This window comes from Maritimibacter dapengensis (assembly GCF_019218265.1).
Taxonomy (GTDB): Bacteria; Pseudomonadota; Alphaproteobacteria; order Rhodobacterales; family Rhodobacteraceae; genus Maritimibacter; species Maritimibacter dapengensis.
This window is the reverse complement of sequence record NZ_JAHUZE010000001.1, coordinates 511,822-529,274: the sequence shown is the minus strand read 5'-3', so window position 1 is coordinate 529,274 and position 17,453 is coordinate 511,822. Positions and strand designations below refer to the sequence as shown.

Below are 17,453 nucleotides of genomic sequence, written 5' to 3'. Positions count from 1 at the left end.
TTGAGTATCAGCAAGACTCAGGGAGAAGGAAAGCAGAAATGTCCGTCACCGCAAAGCAGATCGTATTGGCCAGCCGCCCGAACGGGCCCGTTGGGCGTGAGAATTTTCGCCTTGAAACCAAGGAGCTTGGCGCCCCCGACGTAGGCGAGGTTCTGATCAAGGTCACCGCAATGTCACTCGACCCCTACATGCGGGGCCGGATGGATGACGCAAAGTCATACGCAAAGCCCGTCGAGGTGGACGGGGTGATGGAGGGTGGCACCGTCGGAGAGGTGCTCGAATCGAATGCCGATGGCATAGCGCCCGGCGACAAGGTGTTTGGCATGACCGGTTGGTGCGACCACGCGATCATGCGCGCGAAAGACCTTCGAAAACTGCCCGATGGCGTGCCGGAGACCACGGCGCTTGGCGTTCTCGGGATGCCGGGCTTCACCGGCTGGTACGGGCTGACCGAAATCGGCGAACCGAAAGAGGGTGAAACGCTTGTCGTCGCGGCGGCCACCGGGCCTGTGGGCTCGATGGTCGGACAATACGCCAAGCACAAGGGGCTCAAGGTCATCGGCATCGCGGGGGGCGAAGAAAAATGCGCCCATGCGGTCGAGAAATTCGGATTCGACGCCTGCCTCGACCACCGTGGATTCTCGGACGCCAAGGATGCCCGCGCCCAGATCGGAGCGGCCTGCCCGGACGGGATCGACATTTATTTCGAGAACGTGGCGGGCAAGGTGCTCGAGGGTGTGCTGCCCAACATGAACACCTTTGGGCGTATCCCGATCTGCGGCATGATTGCCTTCTACGACACAGGCGGCACCGCCGAGAGCTATGACCTCCCGAAGTTCTGGCGTTCCATGCTGGTCAACCGGATGCGCGCGCAGGGTTTCATCATCTCGGATCACTTCGATCGGTTCCCGGCCTTTCTCAAGGACGTCGCGCCGCTTGTCGCGAACGGCACAATCAAGTTCACCGAGGACGTGGCCGAGGGGCTGGAGAACGCCCCCGACGCTTTCATGTCGATGCTGAAGGGTGGCAATTTCGGCAAGCAGATCGTGAGGATTTCCTGATGCACAGCCTCTTCGACCTGAGCGGCCAGACCGCGCTTGTCACCGGCTCGACCCGAGGGATCGGCAAGGCAATCGCCGAAGCGATGGCCGAAGCCGGCGCCAATGTCGTCATCTCGTCGCGCAAGGCAGACGCCTGCGACGCGGTGGCGGAAGAAATCAACGCCAAGGGCGGCGGCAAGGCTGTGGCAATCCCGGCCAATATCTCGGACGACGCGGATATTGACGCGCTTGTGGCCAAGACCGAAGAGGCGTTGGGCAAAGTGGACGTGCTGGTCTGCAACGCCGCTGTGAACCCCTACATGGGCCCTTTCCTCGACACTCCGGACGATGCGTTCGACAAGACCATCGCGGTCAACATCCGGTCAAACATGAAGCTCTGCAAGGCCGTGGTGCCGGGCATGCAGGAAAAAGGCGGCGGTGCGATTGTCATCATCTCGTCCATCGCGGCGTTCAAGGGATCGAAAAACCTCGGCATCTATGCCGTGACGAAAGCCGCGGACACGCAGATCGTTCGAAACCTCGCGACGGCCTATGGGCGTGACAACATCCGTGTTAACGGCATCGCCCCGGCGGTGGTGAAGACCAAGTTCGCCTCGGCGCTCTACGAGGACCCGGAACGCGAAAAAGCCATCGCCAAATCCTATTCGCTCAAACGGCTGGGCGAACCCGACGATATCGCGGGGGCGGCTTTGTATTTCGGGTCGCGCGCCGGGGCCTGGACGACCGGGCAGACGCTCATCGTCGATGGCGGGTGGTCGATCGAGGAAAGCTAATGCTCATGGGCGCATTGCCCATGATCCGCAAACGCCTCGAGAATGTTGCACTCATGGTCATGGCTGCCGTCACAGGCGGCCATGATACGTTTAAGCTCGGCCTCCAGCCGCGCGAGCCGACCCATACGGTCACGTATATCCGCCAGGTGCTCCCGCGCAATCGCATGTGTCGTGGCATGATCCGCCGGGTCCAGTGCCACGAGCGCCCGGATCGCATCGAGCGACAGGCCAAGGTCGCGGGCATGGCGAATGAAGCCGAGCCGCTCGAGCCCCGCGCGCGAATAGCGCCGCTGGTTGCCCTCGGTCCGCTCATCGGCCTCGATCAGCCCGACCTGCTCGTAATAGCGGATGGTGGGCACCTTGACCCCGGTGTGCCGGGACAGATCACCGATTGAGAACATTATGAAATTTCCCCTTGAACCTCTAGTCGCTAGAGGAATTACATAGGGGGGGCAGACGGAGATTACCATGCCCCACGACTACGCTCATCACGGCCACCATCATCATGTGGACCCCGACGCAGGCGACCGAGCGGTCGCTTCGGCGGTCGGGATCAATGTGCTTCTCACCCTGGCCGAAATCGTCGGCGGCATCCTGTCCGGCTCCGTCGCCCTGATCGCCGATGCGGTGCACAACCTGTCGGACGCGGCCAGCCTCGCCATCGCGTGGTTCGCGCGCAAGATCGGGCGCAGGCCCACTGACGAGACCATGACATTCGGCTACAAGCGCGCCGAATTGGTGGCCGCCCTTATCAACCTGACGACGCTGATCGTGATCGGTCTCTATCTTGTCTACGAGGCGGTCGAGCGGCTCATTACCCCGACGGACGTCGCGGGCTGGCTCATGATCATCGTGTCCGGTTTCGCGCTCGTCGTCGATCTCGCCACCGCGCTTCTGACCTACCGTCTGTCGAAGGACAGTGTAAACATTCGGGCCGCGTTCCTGCACAATCTCGCAGACGCGCTCGGCTCGGTGGCGGTGATCGTGACCGGGCTACTCATCATCGCCTTCGGCTGGACCTGGGCCGACCCCGTCGCGACACTCCTGATCGCAGGCTACATCCTGTGGATGTCCGTATCCGAAATCAGGGGCGTGATCCGTATGCTGATGCTCGGCACCCCACCGGGGATCGCGCCGGACGCGGTAATCGACGCGATGGAGGCAACACCGGGCGTGGCGTCTGTCCACCACCTGCATATCTGGCAGATCACGGAAAGCGTCACCTCCCTCGAAGCGCATGTGGTGGCGGAGGGCGAGGACCTCGCCGCCCTCGCGAGAACCAAGGCCGCGCTGCGCGACATGCTCGCAGATCGGTTCGGCATAGGCCACGTGACGCTCGACGCCGAAACCTCGCAGGCCGCCTGTGAAGAGCCAGCCCGCATCGGAGGCTGATCAGGTCGGCGGCCTGCGCCCCTGTTGAATATAGTAGGCATGGAGCGTCTTGTCGCGTTCCTCACGAAACGACGCGCCTTTGGTCAGGTTCTCCATCCGATCGACGCGGAAGGTGCGGAAATCATCGCGCCCTTCGTCCCAACTTGCGAGCGTCCAGGTCCTGCCCCAGAAGAACAGGCCAAGTGGGCGGACGACCCGCGAACTGGCCTGCCCTTCCCGGTCTTCGTAGTCGAAATGGATACGCTCCCGCCGGTCCGCCGCGCCTTCGAGCAGGTCGAGCTTGGCGCGCTCCACCGGGTCTTGCCCCAGGAAATCGACAGAATGGATCGCCACGCTCTCGGCACGCGCGCGCAGGCTGTCTGGCAGCACCGCCTCGATCTTCACCAGAGCTTCTTCTGCGGCGCGCGCCATCTCGAGCCCGCCCCATGTCCGCGCCATGCGCGCGCCCGCGACAAGCGCCACGATCTCTTCTCGGTTGAACATGAGCGGCGGCAGGTCATACCCCGCCCGCATGACGTAACCGACGCCGGCCTCACCCTCGATGGGCACGCCGGAGCCGATCAGGTCCGCGACGTCACGGTAAATGGTGCGCTCGCTGACCTCGAGTTTCTCGGCAAGGTCGCGGGCGCGGGTCAGCCGACCGCCTCGCAGATACTGCACGATCTGGAACAGGCGGTCGGCCCGTCTCATGCGGTGCCGTGCGGTTGGAACAGCCCGATCTGATTGCCGTCGGGGTCGAGCGCCATGACGAAACGCCCCGGCGGAATGGTGATCGGGTCGCCTAGCACCTTGCCCCCCGCCGCAGCGACGCGGCTCGCGGCATCTTCGCAGGTGTCTGGCACGGCAAAATGGATGATACTCCCTGTGGCTGTCTGTCCTTCGCAAAGGTTCGCCCCGACCGTGTCGGCGGCGCCGTTCAGAAGCACCATGGGTGCAGGGCCGCTCCTGTCAACCTGGCTGGTATAGCCGAACACGGCGTCATAGAATTTCGCGCCGGCTTCGAGGTCTTTCACCGGAATTTCCCCCCAAACGACAATAGGTTGGGTGTTCATGTCTCATCTCCTTGGTTGGTTGATGAGACCTGTCTAGCACCCCCCAACTGACAGCATTCTGTCAGGAGCCTTTCACCATGTCCATCCAGCCCAGCCCCTTGCGGGTGTCACCTTCAGGGTTGTACTCGGCAGACACCCAGCCCTTGTAAGCGCCACTGTCCAGAGCAGCGAAAAAGGCCGGGTAGTCGATGTCGCCACCCATCGGTTCGTGCCGACCGGGAACGCCCCCGATCTGGACATGCACGGCGCGGTTGCCATGCGTCTCCCACACCGACATGCCGTCGCCGGTGATCATCTGCGCGTGATACATGTCGAATTGAAGGCCGAGGTTCTTGGCGTTCACCTCGTCCAGAATTTCAGCCGCCTGATCGAAATCATTCAGGTAGTACCCAGGCATGTCGTGACCGTTGATTGGCTCGATCGTAAGCTGCATGTCGGGGGCCTCGTCGGCCGCCCACCGCAGGTTTTCCATGAACGTCTGGCGCGCAACCAACCCGTTCACATTGCCCGCCATGACATGGAGCCGGGCCACGCCAAGCGCCTCCGCGAACCGCACCGAGCGTTTGAAATCGTGCCGGAACCGCTCGCTCAGCCCAGGCACTGCGGCGAAGCCACGCTCGCCACCAGCCCAGTTCGGTGGCGGGCAGTTGATGAGCACCATGGGGATCGCCGCGCGTGTGAGCCGCCGATTGATCTGGCTCGCCGCGTCGTCGTAGGGAAACAGCGCCTCGACCCCCGAGAACCCGAAATCAGCCGCGGCCTCGATCCGGTCCAGGAAGGGCAGTTCACGGAACAGGAATGTGATGTTGGCGGCAAATCGCGGCATGTCTTTCCCCTGCAAAGCGGCGCAATGCGCACCGGGTTGCTCCACGGATATGAGCTGCTCGCGCCGAGAGTGTAAACCCGGCGCGCGTTGCTTGGCCCGCGCCGGGTCAGGGGATCAATTGTTCGGGTCGATGATGATCTCGACACGCCGGTTCTGCGCCCGACCCTCAGGCGTGAGATTGGTCGCGACCGGCTGGCTATCGCCCCGACCGACCGAGACGACACGCGTCCCGCCCACACCGTTCGACACGAGCGCGGCCGTCACGGCCTGCGCCCGCCGTTCCGAGAGTTGCAGGTTGTAGCCGGCATCACCGGTGTTGTCGGTGTGGCCGATCACGCGCACGCGGCTGCCGGGGTATTTGCGAAGATGCGCAGCGAGCACGCGCAGATCGCCCGTCAGACCCGGCGAGACCGTAGCGCTGTCGGTGGCGAATAGGATATCCTGTGGCATCACGACCTTGAGCGCGGTCCCGGTGTTGATGACCTGAATACGGTCGTTTCCGAAGTTCTGGCGCAATTCGCCCGCCTGGCGGTCGAGTTGGCTGCCGACGATCCCGCCGACGACAGCGCCGCCGGCCGCGCCGATGGCAGCGGTCGCGCCACGGTTTCCGGGAATCGCGGCCCCCAGCAAGCCACCGGCAACCGCGCCGGTCGCCACGCCTGCGCGTTCGCGTGACCCCATCGTGTCGCAGGCCGACAACGTGAGAGCACCGACGAGCGGCAGAATGAGAATAGGTTTCATGAGGGTCATGGTATTTACCTTGAAGAGATGGTCCAGCTTTCGCCCGCCAACATACGGAGTTTGGCGGCGACTGAAAGGTGTGGACCGCGCAGGTCGGCGGCAATCAGCCGTGAGGCGGGACCTCAGCCCTCAGTTGTCGCGGCCTCATACGCCAGCATCGCGCGCTTGACCGGCAGACCCCAATGGTAGCCGCCAAGCCCGCCCGACTTGCGCATAGCGCGATGGCAGGGGATGAGCCAGCTGACGGGGTTTCTGCCCACCGCCGTGCCGACAGCCCGCACGGCACGCGGCTTGCCCACCGCGCCCGCGATCTCGGAGTAGGTCGTCACGTGACCGGTTGGAATAGCCATCAGCGCCTCCCAGACCTTGATCTGAAACGGAGCACCGATCATGTGAAGCCGCGCCTCACCCGATTGTTCGAAAACGGCAAGCGCATCCTGCGAGAGGCTCATCGGATCTTCCACGAATGTCGCATCCGGCCAACGCGCGATCATATCCGTCATCGCGGCTTGTGCGCCTGTTTCCGCCGCGAAGGCCAGCCCGCAGATGCCCCTGTCGGTGGCCATGACGAGGGCAAGGTCGAATGGGCTGTCGAACCACCCCCAGCGGATCGTAAGCCCCTCACCACCCCTGGCGTACTCGCCAGGGCTCATCGCTTCCCATGTCAGAAAAAGATCATGCAGACGCCCGGTGCCAGACAGCCCCAGCGTGTTCGCCGTTTCGAGCGTCGTGAACCGATCCCTGAGCAAGGCACGCGCGTGATCCAGTGTCAGGAATTGCTGGTAGCGTTTCGGGCTCACCCCGGCCCATTTCGAGAACAGCCGTTGCAGATGCGCGGGACTCAAACCGACTTCCTCGGCCAATCGGTCGAGCGGCAACGTCTCGCCCCCGGCCGCGTCGATTGCGTCGATCGCACGGCGGATCACCTGGTAATGGTAATGCCCCTCGGGGCTGTCTATGCGGTCGATGCTCGGCACGTTCATGGCGTCACTCCTTTGATCCGAAGATAGGCCCAAGCCCGTCCACACGCGACCCGTTTCCTGCGCAAATCGCGCCTGTCGCAGAACATGCGTCCCCACCCTTGCCCTGCCCCGCGAAACCGCCGATACCGACGTCCATGGCGAAGCAGATGGATTACAACACGATCCGCGAGGTGTTCCGGCGGTTCCACGAGGCCGAAGCCGAACCGAAAGGCGAACTCGATCACGTGAATGCATACACGCTGGTCGTGGCGGTCGCGTTGTCGGCGCAGGCCACGGATGCGGGCGTAAACAAAGCGACGAAAGAGCTGTTTCGCGTCGCAGACACGCCGGACAAGATGCTCGCCCTCGGGGAAGAGGGCCTGACGGAATACATCAAGACCATCGGGCTTTTCCGCCAGAAGGCCAAGAACGTCATCAAGCTGTCACGCATCCTCGTCGATACCTATGGCGGCGAGGTGCCCAACAGTCGCGCCGCGCTCCAATCGCTACCCGGTGTGGGGCGCAAGACCGCGAACGTGGTCCTCAACATGTGGTGGCGCTACCCCGCACAGGCCGTGGACACGCATATCTTCCGCGTCGGCAATCGCACAGGCATATGTCCGGGCAAGGACGTGGTCGCCGTCGAGCGCGCGATCGAGGACAACGTCCCCGCCGATTACCAGCTTCACGCCCATCACTGGCTCATCCTGCATGGCCGCTACACCTGCAAGGCGCGCAAACCGCAATGCGCCGCCTGCCTCATCCGAGACCTCTGCCAATTCGAGGAGAAGAACCTTTGACCAAACGCTTCCAAGTCGTCGGCATCGGCAACGCCATCGTCGATGTCATCACCCAGTGCGACGACAATTTCATCGCCAACATGGGGATCGAGAAGGGCATCATGCAGCTTGTCGAAAAAGACCGGGGTGAGCTCCTCTATGGCGCGATGGACAATCGGTGGCAGGCGCCGGGCGGCTCGGTCGCCAATACGCTGGCAGGCCTCGGCAATCTCGGCCTATCCACCGGGTTCATCGGCCGCGTGGCAGACGATGCGCTGGGGCGGTTCTATGCCCATGAAATGACCGAAGACGGGACGGTGTTCACTAACGAGCCCGTGAAGGGTGCCAAGACGCCAACCTCGCGCTCGATGATCTTCGTGACGCCGGACGGCGAGCGGTCGATGAACACCTATCTCGGGGAAGGCGCGGAATTGTCGGGCGACGACGTGCACGAAGAAACCGCCCGCGACACCGAAGTCATGTTTCTAGAGGGTTACCTGTATGACAAGGACAAGGGCAAGGCAGCCTTCGACCGCGCGGCGAAACTGACCCACGAGGCCGGCGGCAAGGTCGGCCTGTCGCTCTCCGACCCGTTCTGCGTTGAACGGCATCGCGACGATTTTCGCCGCTTCGTGCGCGAGATGGATTTCGTGATTGGCAACGAACATGAATGGGAAAGCCTCTACCAGACCGACCTCTCGGCGGCACTGGAACAGGCGTCGCAAGAATGCGGCATGGTCGTCTGCACCCGTTCCGGCTCCGACGTCGTGCTCGTGCGCGGCGACGAAGAGGCGACGGTGCCGGTCAAGCGCATCGACCCGGTCGACACCACCGGCGCGGGCGACCAGTTCGCGGCTGGCTTCCTCTACGGCTACGCCACCGGCCGCGACCTCGAAACCTGCGGTCGCATGGGAACCCTTGCGGCTGGTGAGGTCATCACGCACCTTGGGCCCCGCCCCGAAGCCGACCTCAAGGTACTGTTCCGCGACAACGGCATCGCGCTCTGACGGTCCCGAGGGGCTGCGACGCCATGTGCAAGTCAGGCCGATTGATACCTCCCGCGCAGTCCTATAGGGTACCCGTCGATCGAAAACCGACCACCAATTGGATCCGACTCGATGCGTCTCGTCGCCCTTTGCCTGTCGCTCGTCCTGAGCCTGTTCGCCGTCTCCGGTGCCGCAGCGCTGCCCGGTGTGACGGACCATGGCCCTGACATGCATCACCTTTGCGACGGGTGCCCAGATGTCCTTGGTCACGGCGTCACCGATACCGGCGCGGGTTGTGACCTGATGCCCGGATGCCTGATCGTGACCTTGCCCGATGCACGCGCCCCGCTCCCACCACCCGACGACGCGGTGCGCGCGCCGCAAACGACGAGCATAGAACACCATGCCTCGCGCAGGCTGTCGGTGACACCACCCCCGCCCCGATCCTGATGTCACTTCGCGGCCGCGCCCGGCGCGGTCAGGATGAACACGACATCGAGGAACACATGAACAAGACAATTCTATTGGCCATTGTCGCCGCCATCCTTGCCGGCGGGGCGTATCTCTTCATCGGGGGCAGCACCCCTGACGAGACTGCCGTGGCCCCTTCAACCGACCCCGCCGAGGGCGCGGCACTCGTCTCGATCTCCTTGCCAGACAGTTTGTCACAGGAAGCAAAGATCGGGAAAACGGCGTTCGACGCGGTGTGCGCGGCATGCCATGGCGAGAATGCCACCGGCATCGACGGCTCCGGCCCACCGCTCGTGCATAAAATCTACGAGCCGGGTCACCACGGCGACATGTCCTTTCAACTCGCCGTGCAACGAGGCGTACCCGCACATCATTGGAAGTTTGGCGACATGCCTCCGCAGGAGGGTCTGACCCAAGGCGACGTCAGCGCGATCACGACCTACGTGCGCGAATTGCAACAGGCCAACGGCATCGACTGAAACCAAGCCCGCGCCCCAAGGCGGGGCGTGGGCGCACGCTGGCGCAAAGGATCAATCAAATGAAAACAGGCATCATCTTGCTTGCCGCGACGGTTGGAACCGCAGCAATCGCCCATACCGGCGTCGAAGACGAGGACGTGCTTGCCCGCATGAACGGCATGTCCGCTATCGCACAGGAAATGAAAACGATCGGCGGCACCGCGAAGGGTGAGATTGACTTCGAAGCGTCGCGTATCGACGCGGCCCTGAAAACCATCGCGCAGGAAGCCGAGCGCATCCCCACCTTGTTCAGCGCAGAGTCCACCGACCCGAAATCCGGGGCCCTCCCGGAGATCTGGACCGATTTCGAGGATTTCCAAGAGAAGGCCGGTGCGCTGCAAGCCGTAAGTTCCGGTCTCGTCGGCGAGATTGAGAGCGTCGGCGACCTGCGTCCGGCGATGCGGCGGATCGGAAAGACCTGCCGTGCGTGCCATGCGGATTATCGCGCCTCAGATTAGGCGTCACTCGCCGTAGGGCACCCATACGGTCTTGACCTCGGTGGACTGGGCCAGGAACTCACGCCCTTCCCCATCTGGACCGGTCCAGTCCAGTGTTTTGGCATTGTTGACCCACGTGCGCTTCAGGTTCCCGGCGCTTTCGTACTCGACAAGCGACGATATGTCGGCGCCGGAATGCGCCCAGACCGCATCCACGTTCAAGTGTCCCGCCAGCGTCGGTGCCAGCTCCGTGTGCGAACCGGTGAGGATGTTCACGACCCCACCGGGCACGTCCGAAGTTTCAAGAACCTGGTAGAAATCCGTCGCCGCCAATGGGTAAGGCTCCGACGCGACCGCGACCACGCGGTTGCCCATCGCGATTGCCGGTGCGACGAGCGAGATGAAACCCAGAAGCGGATGCTCGTCCGGGCAGAATGCGCCGATCACGCCCACGGGTTCGTTCATGGCAAGAGCCACGCCACGCATCGGCACGGGCTTCGCCGCGCTGTCGTACTTGTCAGCCCAGGCCGCGTAGGTGAACAGCCGGTCGATCGAGAGATCAACCTCTTTCGCCCCGGACCGTCCGCCCGTCAGGTCATTGATCCGGCTTGCGAATTCGTCGGACCGGGCCGACAGGTTTTCTCCGAGGTAATACAGGATCTGCGCGCGCAGATGGCCGGTGGTCTTCGACCATGACGCTGCCCCCGCCGCCGCCTCGACCGCGTTTCGCACGTCTTTTCGGTTGGCGAGGCTTGCATGTCCCAGAAGCTTGCCGGCTTTCGACCAGACGGGCGCGGAATAGCCGCCGTCGGGCCGCGCTTGCTTCCCGCCGACATACAGCTTGGCGGTTCGGTCGAGCGCATCCACCTTGGCGTTGTTCGGCGTTGGATGAGCCGCGGTAGGCTTGAGCGCGGTCTCTTTCACCTTGGGCTTCGTGTATGCCAGCAGGCCTTCCCAGCCGCCTTCGCGCCCGAACCCGCTTTCGCGCACGCCGCCGAAGCCCGCCGCCGCATCGAACATATTGGTGCCATTCACCCAGACCACGCCCGCCGCGAGTTTCGGCGCCACGTCGAGCGCGAGGTTCAGGTTCTCGCTCCAAAGCGTTGCGGCGAGCCCGTAGCGGGTATCATTGGCCAAAGCCACCGCCTCGTCCGGCGTGCGGAAGGTGGTGGAGACGAGCACCGGCCCGAAGATCTCTTCCTGCATCAACCGCGCGGCCGGGTGCATGCCGGTGATGAGTGTTGGCGGATAGTAACAGCCTGCGTTGGGAAGCTTTGCAGGGGATTGATAGACCTCGCCCTCGCCTCCGCCGCTCGCCACCATGGACGACACGGTATCGAGCTGAACGGGATCGACCAGCGCGCCCACGTCGATGGATTTGTCGAGCGGGTCGCCCACCCGGAGCTTGTCCATCCGCGCCTTGAGTTTGTCGTAAAAGACATCGGCGATGGGTTCGTGCACCAGAAGCCGTGAACCGGCACAACAGACCTGCCCCTGGTTGAACCAGATCGCATCCACAAGACCTTCGATCGCGCTGTCGATATCGGCATCGTCGAAAACGATATAGGGCGACTTGCCGCCCAGCTCGAGCGTCAGGCTCTTGCCTGTTCCCGCCGTCGCCTTTCGGATGATCCGGCCCACCTCTGTCGAGCCGGTGAAGGCGATCTTGTCGATGCCTTCATGCGCGGTGATCGCCGACCCAACCTCACCGTCGCCGGTCACGATATTCACGACACCGGGCGGCACCCCCGCTTCGTCGCAGATCTCCGCGAACAGAAGCGCGGTCAGCGAGGTGTATTCGGCGGGCTTCAGGACGACCGTGTTGCCCATGGCGATAGCTGGCGCGACTTTCCAGGCCAGCATCAGAAGCGGAAAATTCCACGGGATGATCTGGCCCGCGACGCCCAGCGCCTCACGGTCCGCCAGTTCGCGATCCTGAAGCTGCGCCATGCCCGCATGATAATAGAAGTGCCGCGCGACCAACGGTATGTCGATATCGCGGCTTTCGCGGATGGGCTTGCCGTTGTCCATGGTCTCGAGAACCGAGAACAGGCGGGAATGCTTCTGTATGAGCCGCGCGATGGCATAGAGCACACGGGCGCGGGCATGGCCCGAGAGTTTCGCCCACCCGGGCTGCGCCTTGCGGGCTGCGCGCACGGCCGCGTCGACATCATCGCCCCCGGCCTGCGTGACCTGCGCCAGTTCTTCACCGGTTGCGGGGTTCTTCGTCGCAAAAGTCTCGTTGGGCTTGGTCCAACTGCCCCCGATGAAAAGCCCGAAGGCGCGGTCGTGGCGATCCAGCCAGGCCTCGGCTTCCTTGGCACTTTCCGGGGCGGTCCCGTAATCCATGGTCTCGAAGATTTCCTTGATGGTCATGCCTCACCCCATCCCATGACGGTAGCCCGCCGAATAATGCCCGGTGACGTGATGTTCGAGCTGTCGTTCGATATCGCCCAGAAGCGACGAGGCCCCGAACCGGAACAGATGCGGGCTGAGCCAGTCGTCGCCCAACTCCTCTTTCACCAAGGCGAGATAGGTCAAAGCATCCTTCGCTTTGGAAATCCCGCCCGCCGGTTTGTAGCCGACGCGAAACCCGGTGCGCGCGTGGTAATCCCGGATCGCCCGCATCATCACAAGGCTGACGGGAAGCGTGGCGTTCACGCTTTCTTTGCCGGTCGACGTCTTGATGAAATCGGCCCCCGCCATCATGCAGACGACGCTCGCCCGTGCCACGTTGCGCAGGGTGCCGAGTTCGCCGGTGGCGAGGATCGCCTTCACATGCGCCTCGCCGCAGGCCTCGCGAAATTCGCGCATCTCGTCGTATAGCGCCTGCCAATTTCCTGTCAGCACATGGCGCCGTGAGATCACGATGTCGACTTCCCGCGCACCGGCCTTCACGCTTTCACCGATCTCCGCCACGCGAAGGTGATAGGGCGAGAGCCCCCCCGGAAACCCCGTCGAAACAGCGGCCACCGGAATGCCGGTGCCGTCCAGCGCGTCGACAGCGGCGGCGATCATGTCGTGATAGACACAGACCGCGCCGGTCGTGATGGCATCAACCCCCAGTGCTTCGAGCAGGTCGTGGCGCACGGGGTGCGCGGCCTTGGCGCACAGCCGCCGCACACGGTTCTCGGTGTCGTCTCCCGACAAGGTCGTCAGGTCGATCATCGTAATCGCCTTGAGCAACCAGGCCGCCTGATACTCCTTTTTCACGGTCCGCCGCGTGCCGATCGTGCCAGCACGACGCTCGATTGCCGATGTGTTCGCTTGTGCGCTGCGAACCCAGTTCATATCGAGGTCGAGGCCCGGGTTGCGCGGCTCGACCACCTCTGGGAGATGGCTAGTGGTTGTCGCCTTATCGAGTTGCATGAAAGACTCCGCGAAGGGTTTGTCCGACCCTCGCATGAGCCGATAGGCAAGGCAATATTTTCCGTTTGGTCAAATTTTGAACCGCGAACGTCGGCAAATGGAGAACCGGCTTCGTGTGTTGGATCCGATGAGAGCATTGACCGGAACGACAAACCGCGTCGTCTGGCTTTCGATCCGAGGATTCCGGGATTCTAGAATTCTAGAATCCCGGAATCCTTAGGTCCCTGATTCACATACAGAAACCCCAACCATGTTAACGAAGACATTAACCCGACCATAAGACTTCGCCGTTACCGTCATCACGAATGGAAACCAAAAACGGGAGAAACTCATGTCTATCGACGACCGCCTCGCCACAAATTTCCGAGCCCTGTCACATCCGCGTCGGTCCCGGATTTTTCGACTGCTTGCCGAAGACCCGGACAACGGCGCCACCTACCGCACCCTGCAGACGGCATCCGGCCTTTGCGACGCGTCACTGATCCACCATGTCCGGGACATGGAGCGGAGCGGCCTCGTTAAGCGGAAGCGCAAGGGGAGCGAGGTGGCGTACGTGCTCGAAACCAAGGAGTTCTGCCGCGCCATCACGCTCGCCCATGCCATGGCGACGGAATCCGGGTTGCGAGGGCGCTTCGCCTAGTGCGCTTCGGCCCAGTTCGCGCCCTGCCCCGCATCGACGACGAGCGGTACGTCGAGCTTAACGGCCGGGTTCGACGCACCCTCCATGACCTCACGGATGACGGGGATCACGTCGTCCACAGCGGCCTCGTCGACTTCGAAGATCAATTCGTCATGGACCTGGAGCAGCATCTTGACGGGGAGTGCTTCGATCGCGTCAGGCATTCGGATCATGGCCCGCCGAATGATGTCCGCCGCCGTGCCCTGAATCGGCGCATTGATCGCGGCCCGCTTCGCGAAACCGGCGTGCGGCCCTTTGGCGTTGATTTCCGGCGTATGGATCACGCGCCCGAACAGCGTCTCGACACGCTGGTGTTCCTTTGCAAAGGCCACGGTCTCGTCCATGTATTCCTTGATGCCCGGATATTTCTCGAAATAGCGGTCGATGAACCCCTGCGCTTGCTTGCGTTCGATCCTGAGGTTTCGCGCGAGACCGAAGCCTGAAATCCCGTAGATCACGCCGAAATTGATCGCCTTGGCCTGCCGCCTCACATCGGGCGTCATCTCGTCCAGAGGCACGTCGAACATTTCGCTCGCCGTGGCCGCGTGGATGTCCTCGCCGTCGCGGAACGCCTGCTTCATGCTCTCGATCCCCGCGACATGGGCAAGGATACGAAGCTCGATCTGGCTGTAGTCGAGCGACAGGAGCCGTTTGCCCTCTGGCGCGACGAACGCTTCGCGGATACGCCGGCCCTCTTCGCTACGCACCGGAATGTTCTGAAGGTTCGGATCGGTCGAGGCGAGCCGCCCGGTATTCGCCCCGGTCTGAATATAGGAGGTGTGAACCCGTCCCGTATCCGGGTCGATATGCGTCTGAAGGGCATCGGTATAGGTCGACTTCAGCTTCGACAACTGCCGCCAGTCGAGCACGCGGGCGGGCAGGTCGTGCTGGGCGGCGAGGTCTTCGAGCACGTCGGCTGGGGTCGAATACTTGCCGGTCTTGCCTTTCTTCCCCCCTTCGAAACCCATCTTCTCGAACAGGATTTCACCAAGCTGCGCCGGGCTCCCGACGTTGAAGCTTTCACCAGCCAATTCGTGTATCTCTGCTTCCAGACCAGCCATCTTCTGCGCGAAGGCGTTGGACATGCGCGACAGCACGTCACGGTCCACCTGCACCCCGTTCATCTCCATCGTGGCCAGCACAGGCGACAACGGGCGTTCCAGCGTCTCGTAGACAGTCGTCACCTTTGCGCGGTGCAGCCTGGGCTTGAAGGTATGCCAGAGTCTCAGCGTGATATCGGCATCCTCGGCGGCGTATTTCACCGCATCCTCGATCTTGACGTAATCGAAGGTGATCGCGCTTTTCCCGGTCCCCAGCAAATCCTTGATCGGGATCGGCGTATGGCCGAGGTAGCGGTCCGACAACGCGTCCATCCCGTGGTTGTGCAGCCCGGAATGAAGCGCATAGGACATGAGCATCGTGTCGTCGATCGGTGTGACCCAGACGCCGTAGCGGCGAAACAGCTTGCAGTCGTATTTCGCATTCTGGAAAATTTTGAGGATCGACGGATCTTCGAGCACCGGCTTCAACGCTTCCAGCACGGCCTCCGTCTCCATCTGGCCTTCGGCGCGGTCGCCCGATCCAAACAGGTCACCACTTTCGCCGGTCTTGTGCGTGAGCGGGATATAACACGCCTCTCCGGGTATCACGGCGAGCGATATGCCCACGAGTTCCGCCTGCATTTCATTGAGCGAGGTGGTCTCCGTATCGACCGCGACATAGCCGCGTTCGCGGATCAGGTCGATCCAGCGGCCGAGCGCCGCGTCGTCCTTGACCCACTCATATTTCTCGGGGTCGATCTCCGGCCATTCCGGCTCCTCGCCGCCGGCATCCTCAGCCGCAGCAGGCTCCGGGATCACCACAGGCTCCACGCCCATCCGGTCCGCGATCCGCTTCGACAACGAACGGAACTCCATCGATGCGAGGAACGGCAGAAGCGTCTCAGCCTCGGGTTCGCGCAGCTCGAAGGCGTCCAGCCCTTCTTCGACCGGCACATGGTCGTCCAACGTCACGAGCTCACGGCTCATGCGAATCTGGTCTGCCTTTTCGATCAGCGTCTCGCGGCGCTTCGGTTGCTTGATCTCTTCGGCTCGTTCAAGGAGCGTATCGAGGTCGCCAAACTCGTTGATCAGAAGTGCTGCGGTCTTGATCCCGATCCCCGGCGCGCCCGGCACGTTGTCCACGCTGTCGCCAGCGAGCGCCTGCACATCCACCACCCGGTCCGGGCCGACGCCGAATTTTTCTTCGACACCCTCGATCCCGATCCGCTTGTTCTTCATCGCGTCCAGCATCTCGACGCCGCCACCCACAAGCTGCATCAGGTCCTTGTCGGACGAGATGATCGTAACCCGCCCCCCTGCTTCGCGGGCCTGACGGGCATAGGTGGCGATGATGTCGTCCGCCTCGAACCCCTCCTGCTCGATGCAGGCGATGTTGAACGCGCGGGTCGCGTCACGGGTCAGGGGAAACTGCGGCACGAGGTCTTCCGGCGCGGGCGGACGATTGGCCTTGTACAGATCATAGATGTCGTTTCGGAACGACTTGCCCGAATAATCGAAAATCACCGCGACATGCGTCGGCGCGTCGGGGCCCTGATTATCCTCGACCGTTTTGAACAGCATGTTGCAGAAACCGGCCACCGCCCCGATCGGCAAGCCGTCGGATTTCCGCGTCAATGGCGGCAACGCGTGGTACGCCCGGAAGATGAAGGCCGAACCGTCGATGAGGTGCAGATGGCACCCTTTGCCGAATGTCATCTCACCCCCCGACCCATCACCGGATCACGCGTCTTTCGCGAAATCCTGATAGACGTATTTCGTATCGCAATAACCGCATTCCACATAGCCGACATCCTCCGGGATCGTCAGCCAGACCCGCGGGTGCCCACCAGCCGGTCCGCCGCCGTCACAGGCGACTTTTCTCTTGTCCACAACCTTGGTTTCGGGTGCCTGGGTCGTCATCTCTTGGCCTCTTGGAATGCTTCATGTCATCCTATCAGTCACACGCGTGGCGACAAGCCTCAGCGCGGCAACATCCGTCCCAGAACCCGGCCGCCGAGGATATGGAAATGGAGATGCGGCACCTCCTGTATTCCGGCTTCACCGCTGTTGGCGATCAGCCGGTAGCCCAGCCCATCCGCGCCCGGCGCGATCTCAAGCTGTTCGATCACCGCCTGAACCGTCCGGGAAAAATCGACGATCTCCGCGTCGCTCGCGTCCGCGACGAAATGATCGTAATTCACGAAAGCCCCCTTCGGAATGACCAGAACGTGGACGGGGGCCTGCGGTTGAATGTCGTTGAACGCGAGACTGTGCTCGGTCTCCATCACCGTGTCGTTCGGAATTTCGCCGCGCAGGATCTTCGCGAAGATGTTCTGGTCGTCGTAGGTATAAGGCATCGGTCCTCGC

General features: G+C 62.8%; 20 protein-coding genes. 9 read left to right on the top strand and 11 right to left on the bottom strand.

All coding sequences use genetic code 11. From position 1 onward, the window contains the following. Positions 1–38 precede the first annotated feature (38 nt). Both KJP28_RS02700 and KJP28_RS02695 read left to right on the top strand, forming a co-directional pair. Positions 39–1,061: an NADP-dependent oxidoreductase gene (locus KJP28_RS02700; protein ID WP_218390688.1), complete on the top strand. Its 1,023-nt coding sequence runs from the start codon at positions 39–41 to the stop codon at positions 1,059–1,061. Continuing rightward, a complete protein-coding gene (locus KJP28_RS02695; protein ID WP_218390687.1) occupies positions 1,061–1,834 on the top strand; it encodes an SDR family NAD(P)-dependent oxidoreductase in 774 nt (257 codons plus the stop codon). The genes KJP28_RS02700 and KJP28_RS02695 overlap by 1 nt, the downstream gene beginning before the upstream one ends. Here KJP28_RS02695 and KJP28_RS02690 read toward each other — a convergent pair. Beyond that, positions 1,831–2,235 carry a MerR family transcriptional regulator gene (locus tag KJP28_RS02690; protein ID WP_218390686.1) on the bottom strand — a complete coding sequence of 135 codons (405 nt, stop codon included), beginning with the start codon at positions 2,233–2,235 and terminating at the stop codon, positions 1,831–1,833. The genes KJP28_RS02695 and KJP28_RS02690 overlap by 4 nt on opposite strands. A gap of 67 nt (positions 2,236–2,302) precedes the next feature. Between KJP28_RS02690 and KJP28_RS02685 the strand changes: the two genes are divergently transcribed. Further along, a complete protein-coding gene (locus KJP28_RS02685; protein ID WP_218390685.1) occupies positions 2,303–3,226 on the top strand; it encodes a cation diffusion facilitator family transporter in 924 nt (307 codons plus the stop codon). Here the strand turns inward: KJP28_RS02685 and KJP28_RS02680 are convergent, their stop codons facing one another. The 5 genes from KJP28_RS02680 to KJP28_RS02660 form a co-directional block, all read right to left on the bottom strand. Further along, a complete protein-coding gene (locus tag KJP28_RS02680) occupies positions 3,227–3,916 on the bottom strand; it encodes a helix-turn-helix transcriptional regulator (protein WP_218390684.1) in 690 nt (229 codons plus the stop codon). Then, the gene (locus KJP28_RS02675) at positions 3,913–4,278 is read right to left on the bottom strand and encodes a VOC family protein (RefSeq protein ID WP_218390683.1); all 366 of its coding nucleotides are present in this window, start codon (positions 4,276–4,278) and stop codon (positions 3,913–3,915) included. The genes KJP28_RS02680 and KJP28_RS02675 overlap by 4 nt, the downstream gene beginning before the upstream one ends. A gap of 61 nt (positions 4,279–4,339) precedes the next feature. After that, complete coding sequence (locus KJP28_RS02670) at positions 4,340–5,104, bottom strand: hydroxypyruvate isomerase family protein (protein ID WP_218390682.1); 765 nt, start codon at positions 5,102–5,104, stop codon at positions 4,340–4,342. A gap of 114 nt (positions 5,105–5,218) precedes the next feature. Further along, complete coding sequence (locus KJP28_RS02665; protein ID WP_218390681.1) at positions 5,219–5,854, bottom strand: YiaD family glycine zipper/OmpA-like lipoprotein; 636 nt, start codon at positions 5,852–5,854, stop codon at positions 5,219–5,221. Between the two features lie 113 nt (positions 5,855–5,967). Next, positions 5,968–6,828, bottom strand: coding sequence for a methylated-DNA--[protein]-cysteine S-methyltransferase (locus tag KJP28_RS02660; protein ID WP_218390680.1), 861 nt, complete (start codon positions 6,826–6,828; stop codon positions 5,968–5,970). Positions 6,829–6,962: 134 nt separating this feature from the next. Here KJP28_RS02660 and nth point away from each other — a divergent pair, with 134 nt between their 5' ends. The 5 genes from nth (at position 6,963) to KJP28_RS02635 (ending at position 10,019) form a co-directional block, all read left to right on the top strand. After that, positions 6,963–7,607: an endonuclease III gene (nth, locus tag KJP28_RS02655; RefSeq protein WP_218390679.1), complete on the top strand. Its 645-nt coding sequence runs from the start codon at positions 6,963–6,965 to the stop codon at positions 7,605–7,607. Next, complete coding sequence (locus KJP28_RS02650) at positions 7,604–8,593, top strand: adenosine kinase (RefSeq protein WP_218390678.1); 990 nt, start codon at positions 7,604–7,606, stop codon at positions 8,591–8,593. The genes nth and KJP28_RS02650 overlap by 4 nt, the downstream gene beginning before the upstream one ends. Positions 8,594–8,704: 111 nt before the next feature. Further along, the gene (locus tag KJP28_RS02645) at positions 8,705–9,022 is read left to right on the top strand and encodes a hypothetical protein (protein ID WP_218390677.1); all 318 of its coding nucleotides are present in this window, start codon (positions 8,705–8,707) and stop codon (positions 9,020–9,022) included. A 56-nt stretch (positions 9,023–9,078) separates the two neighbouring features. Beyond that, on the top strand, positions 9,079–9,522 hold the full coding sequence (locus KJP28_RS02640) for a c-type cytochrome (protein WP_218390676.1): 444 nt from the start codon (positions 9,079–9,081) through the stop codon (positions 9,520–9,522). Between the two features lie 59 nt (positions 9,523–9,581). Next, positions 9,582–10,019: a c-type cytochrome gene (locus KJP28_RS02635; protein ID WP_218390675.1), complete on the top strand. Its 438-nt coding sequence runs from the start codon at positions 9,582–9,584 to the stop codon at positions 10,017–10,019. Between the two features lie 3 nt (positions 10,020–10,022). Here the strand turns inward: KJP28_RS02635 and KJP28_RS02630 are convergent, their stop codons facing one another. Together KJP28_RS02630 and deoC are read right to left on the bottom strand one after the other, a co-directional pair. Beyond that, positions 10,023–12,374: an aldehyde dehydrogenase family protein gene (locus KJP28_RS02630; RefSeq protein WP_218390674.1), complete on the bottom strand. Its 2,352-nt coding sequence runs from the start codon at positions 12,372–12,374 to the stop codon at positions 10,023–10,025. A 3-nt stretch (positions 12,375–12,377) separates the two neighbouring features. Next, the gene (gene deoC, locus KJP28_RS02625) at positions 12,378–13,367 is read right to left on the bottom strand and encodes a deoxyribose-phosphate aldolase (RefSeq protein WP_255552158.1); all 990 of its coding nucleotides are present in this window, start codon (positions 13,365–13,367) and stop codon (positions 12,378–12,380) included. Between the two features lie 331 nt (positions 13,368–13,698). Between deoC and KJP28_RS02620 the strand changes: the two genes are divergently transcribed. Further along, positions 13,699–14,007 carry an ArsR/SmtB family transcription factor gene (locus KJP28_RS02620; protein WP_218390672.1) on the top strand — a complete coding sequence of 103 codons (309 nt, stop codon included), beginning with the start codon at positions 13,699–13,701 and terminating at the stop codon, positions 14,005–14,007. Here the strand turns inward: KJP28_RS02620 and polA are convergent. Genes polA through KJP28_RS02605 form a run of 3 tightly spaced genes read right to left on the bottom strand, consistent with a single transcriptional unit; the run spans position 14,004 to position 17,443 of the window. Next, complete coding sequence (gene polA / locus KJP28_RS02615; protein WP_218390671.1) at positions 14,004–16,802, bottom strand: DNA polymerase I; 2,799 nt, start codon at positions 16,800–16,802, stop codon at positions 14,004–14,006. The two genes, KJP28_RS02620 and polA, sit on opposite strands and share 4 nt — an antisense overlap. Positions 16,803–16,826: 24 nt before the next feature. Then, positions 16,827–17,006, bottom strand: a complete 180-nt coding sequence (locus tag KJP28_RS02610; RefSeq protein ID WP_218390670.1) for a zinc-finger domain-containing protein — start codon at positions 17,004–17,006, stop codon at positions 16,827–16,829. A 59-nt stretch (positions 17,007–17,065) separates the two neighbouring features. Continuing rightward, on the bottom strand, positions 17,066–17,443 hold the full coding sequence (locus tag KJP28_RS02605) for an HIT domain-containing protein (RefSeq protein ID WP_218390669.1): 378 nt from the start codon (positions 17,441–17,443) through the stop codon (positions 17,066–17,068). Between the last annotated feature and the right edge of the window lie 10 nt (positions 17,444–17,453).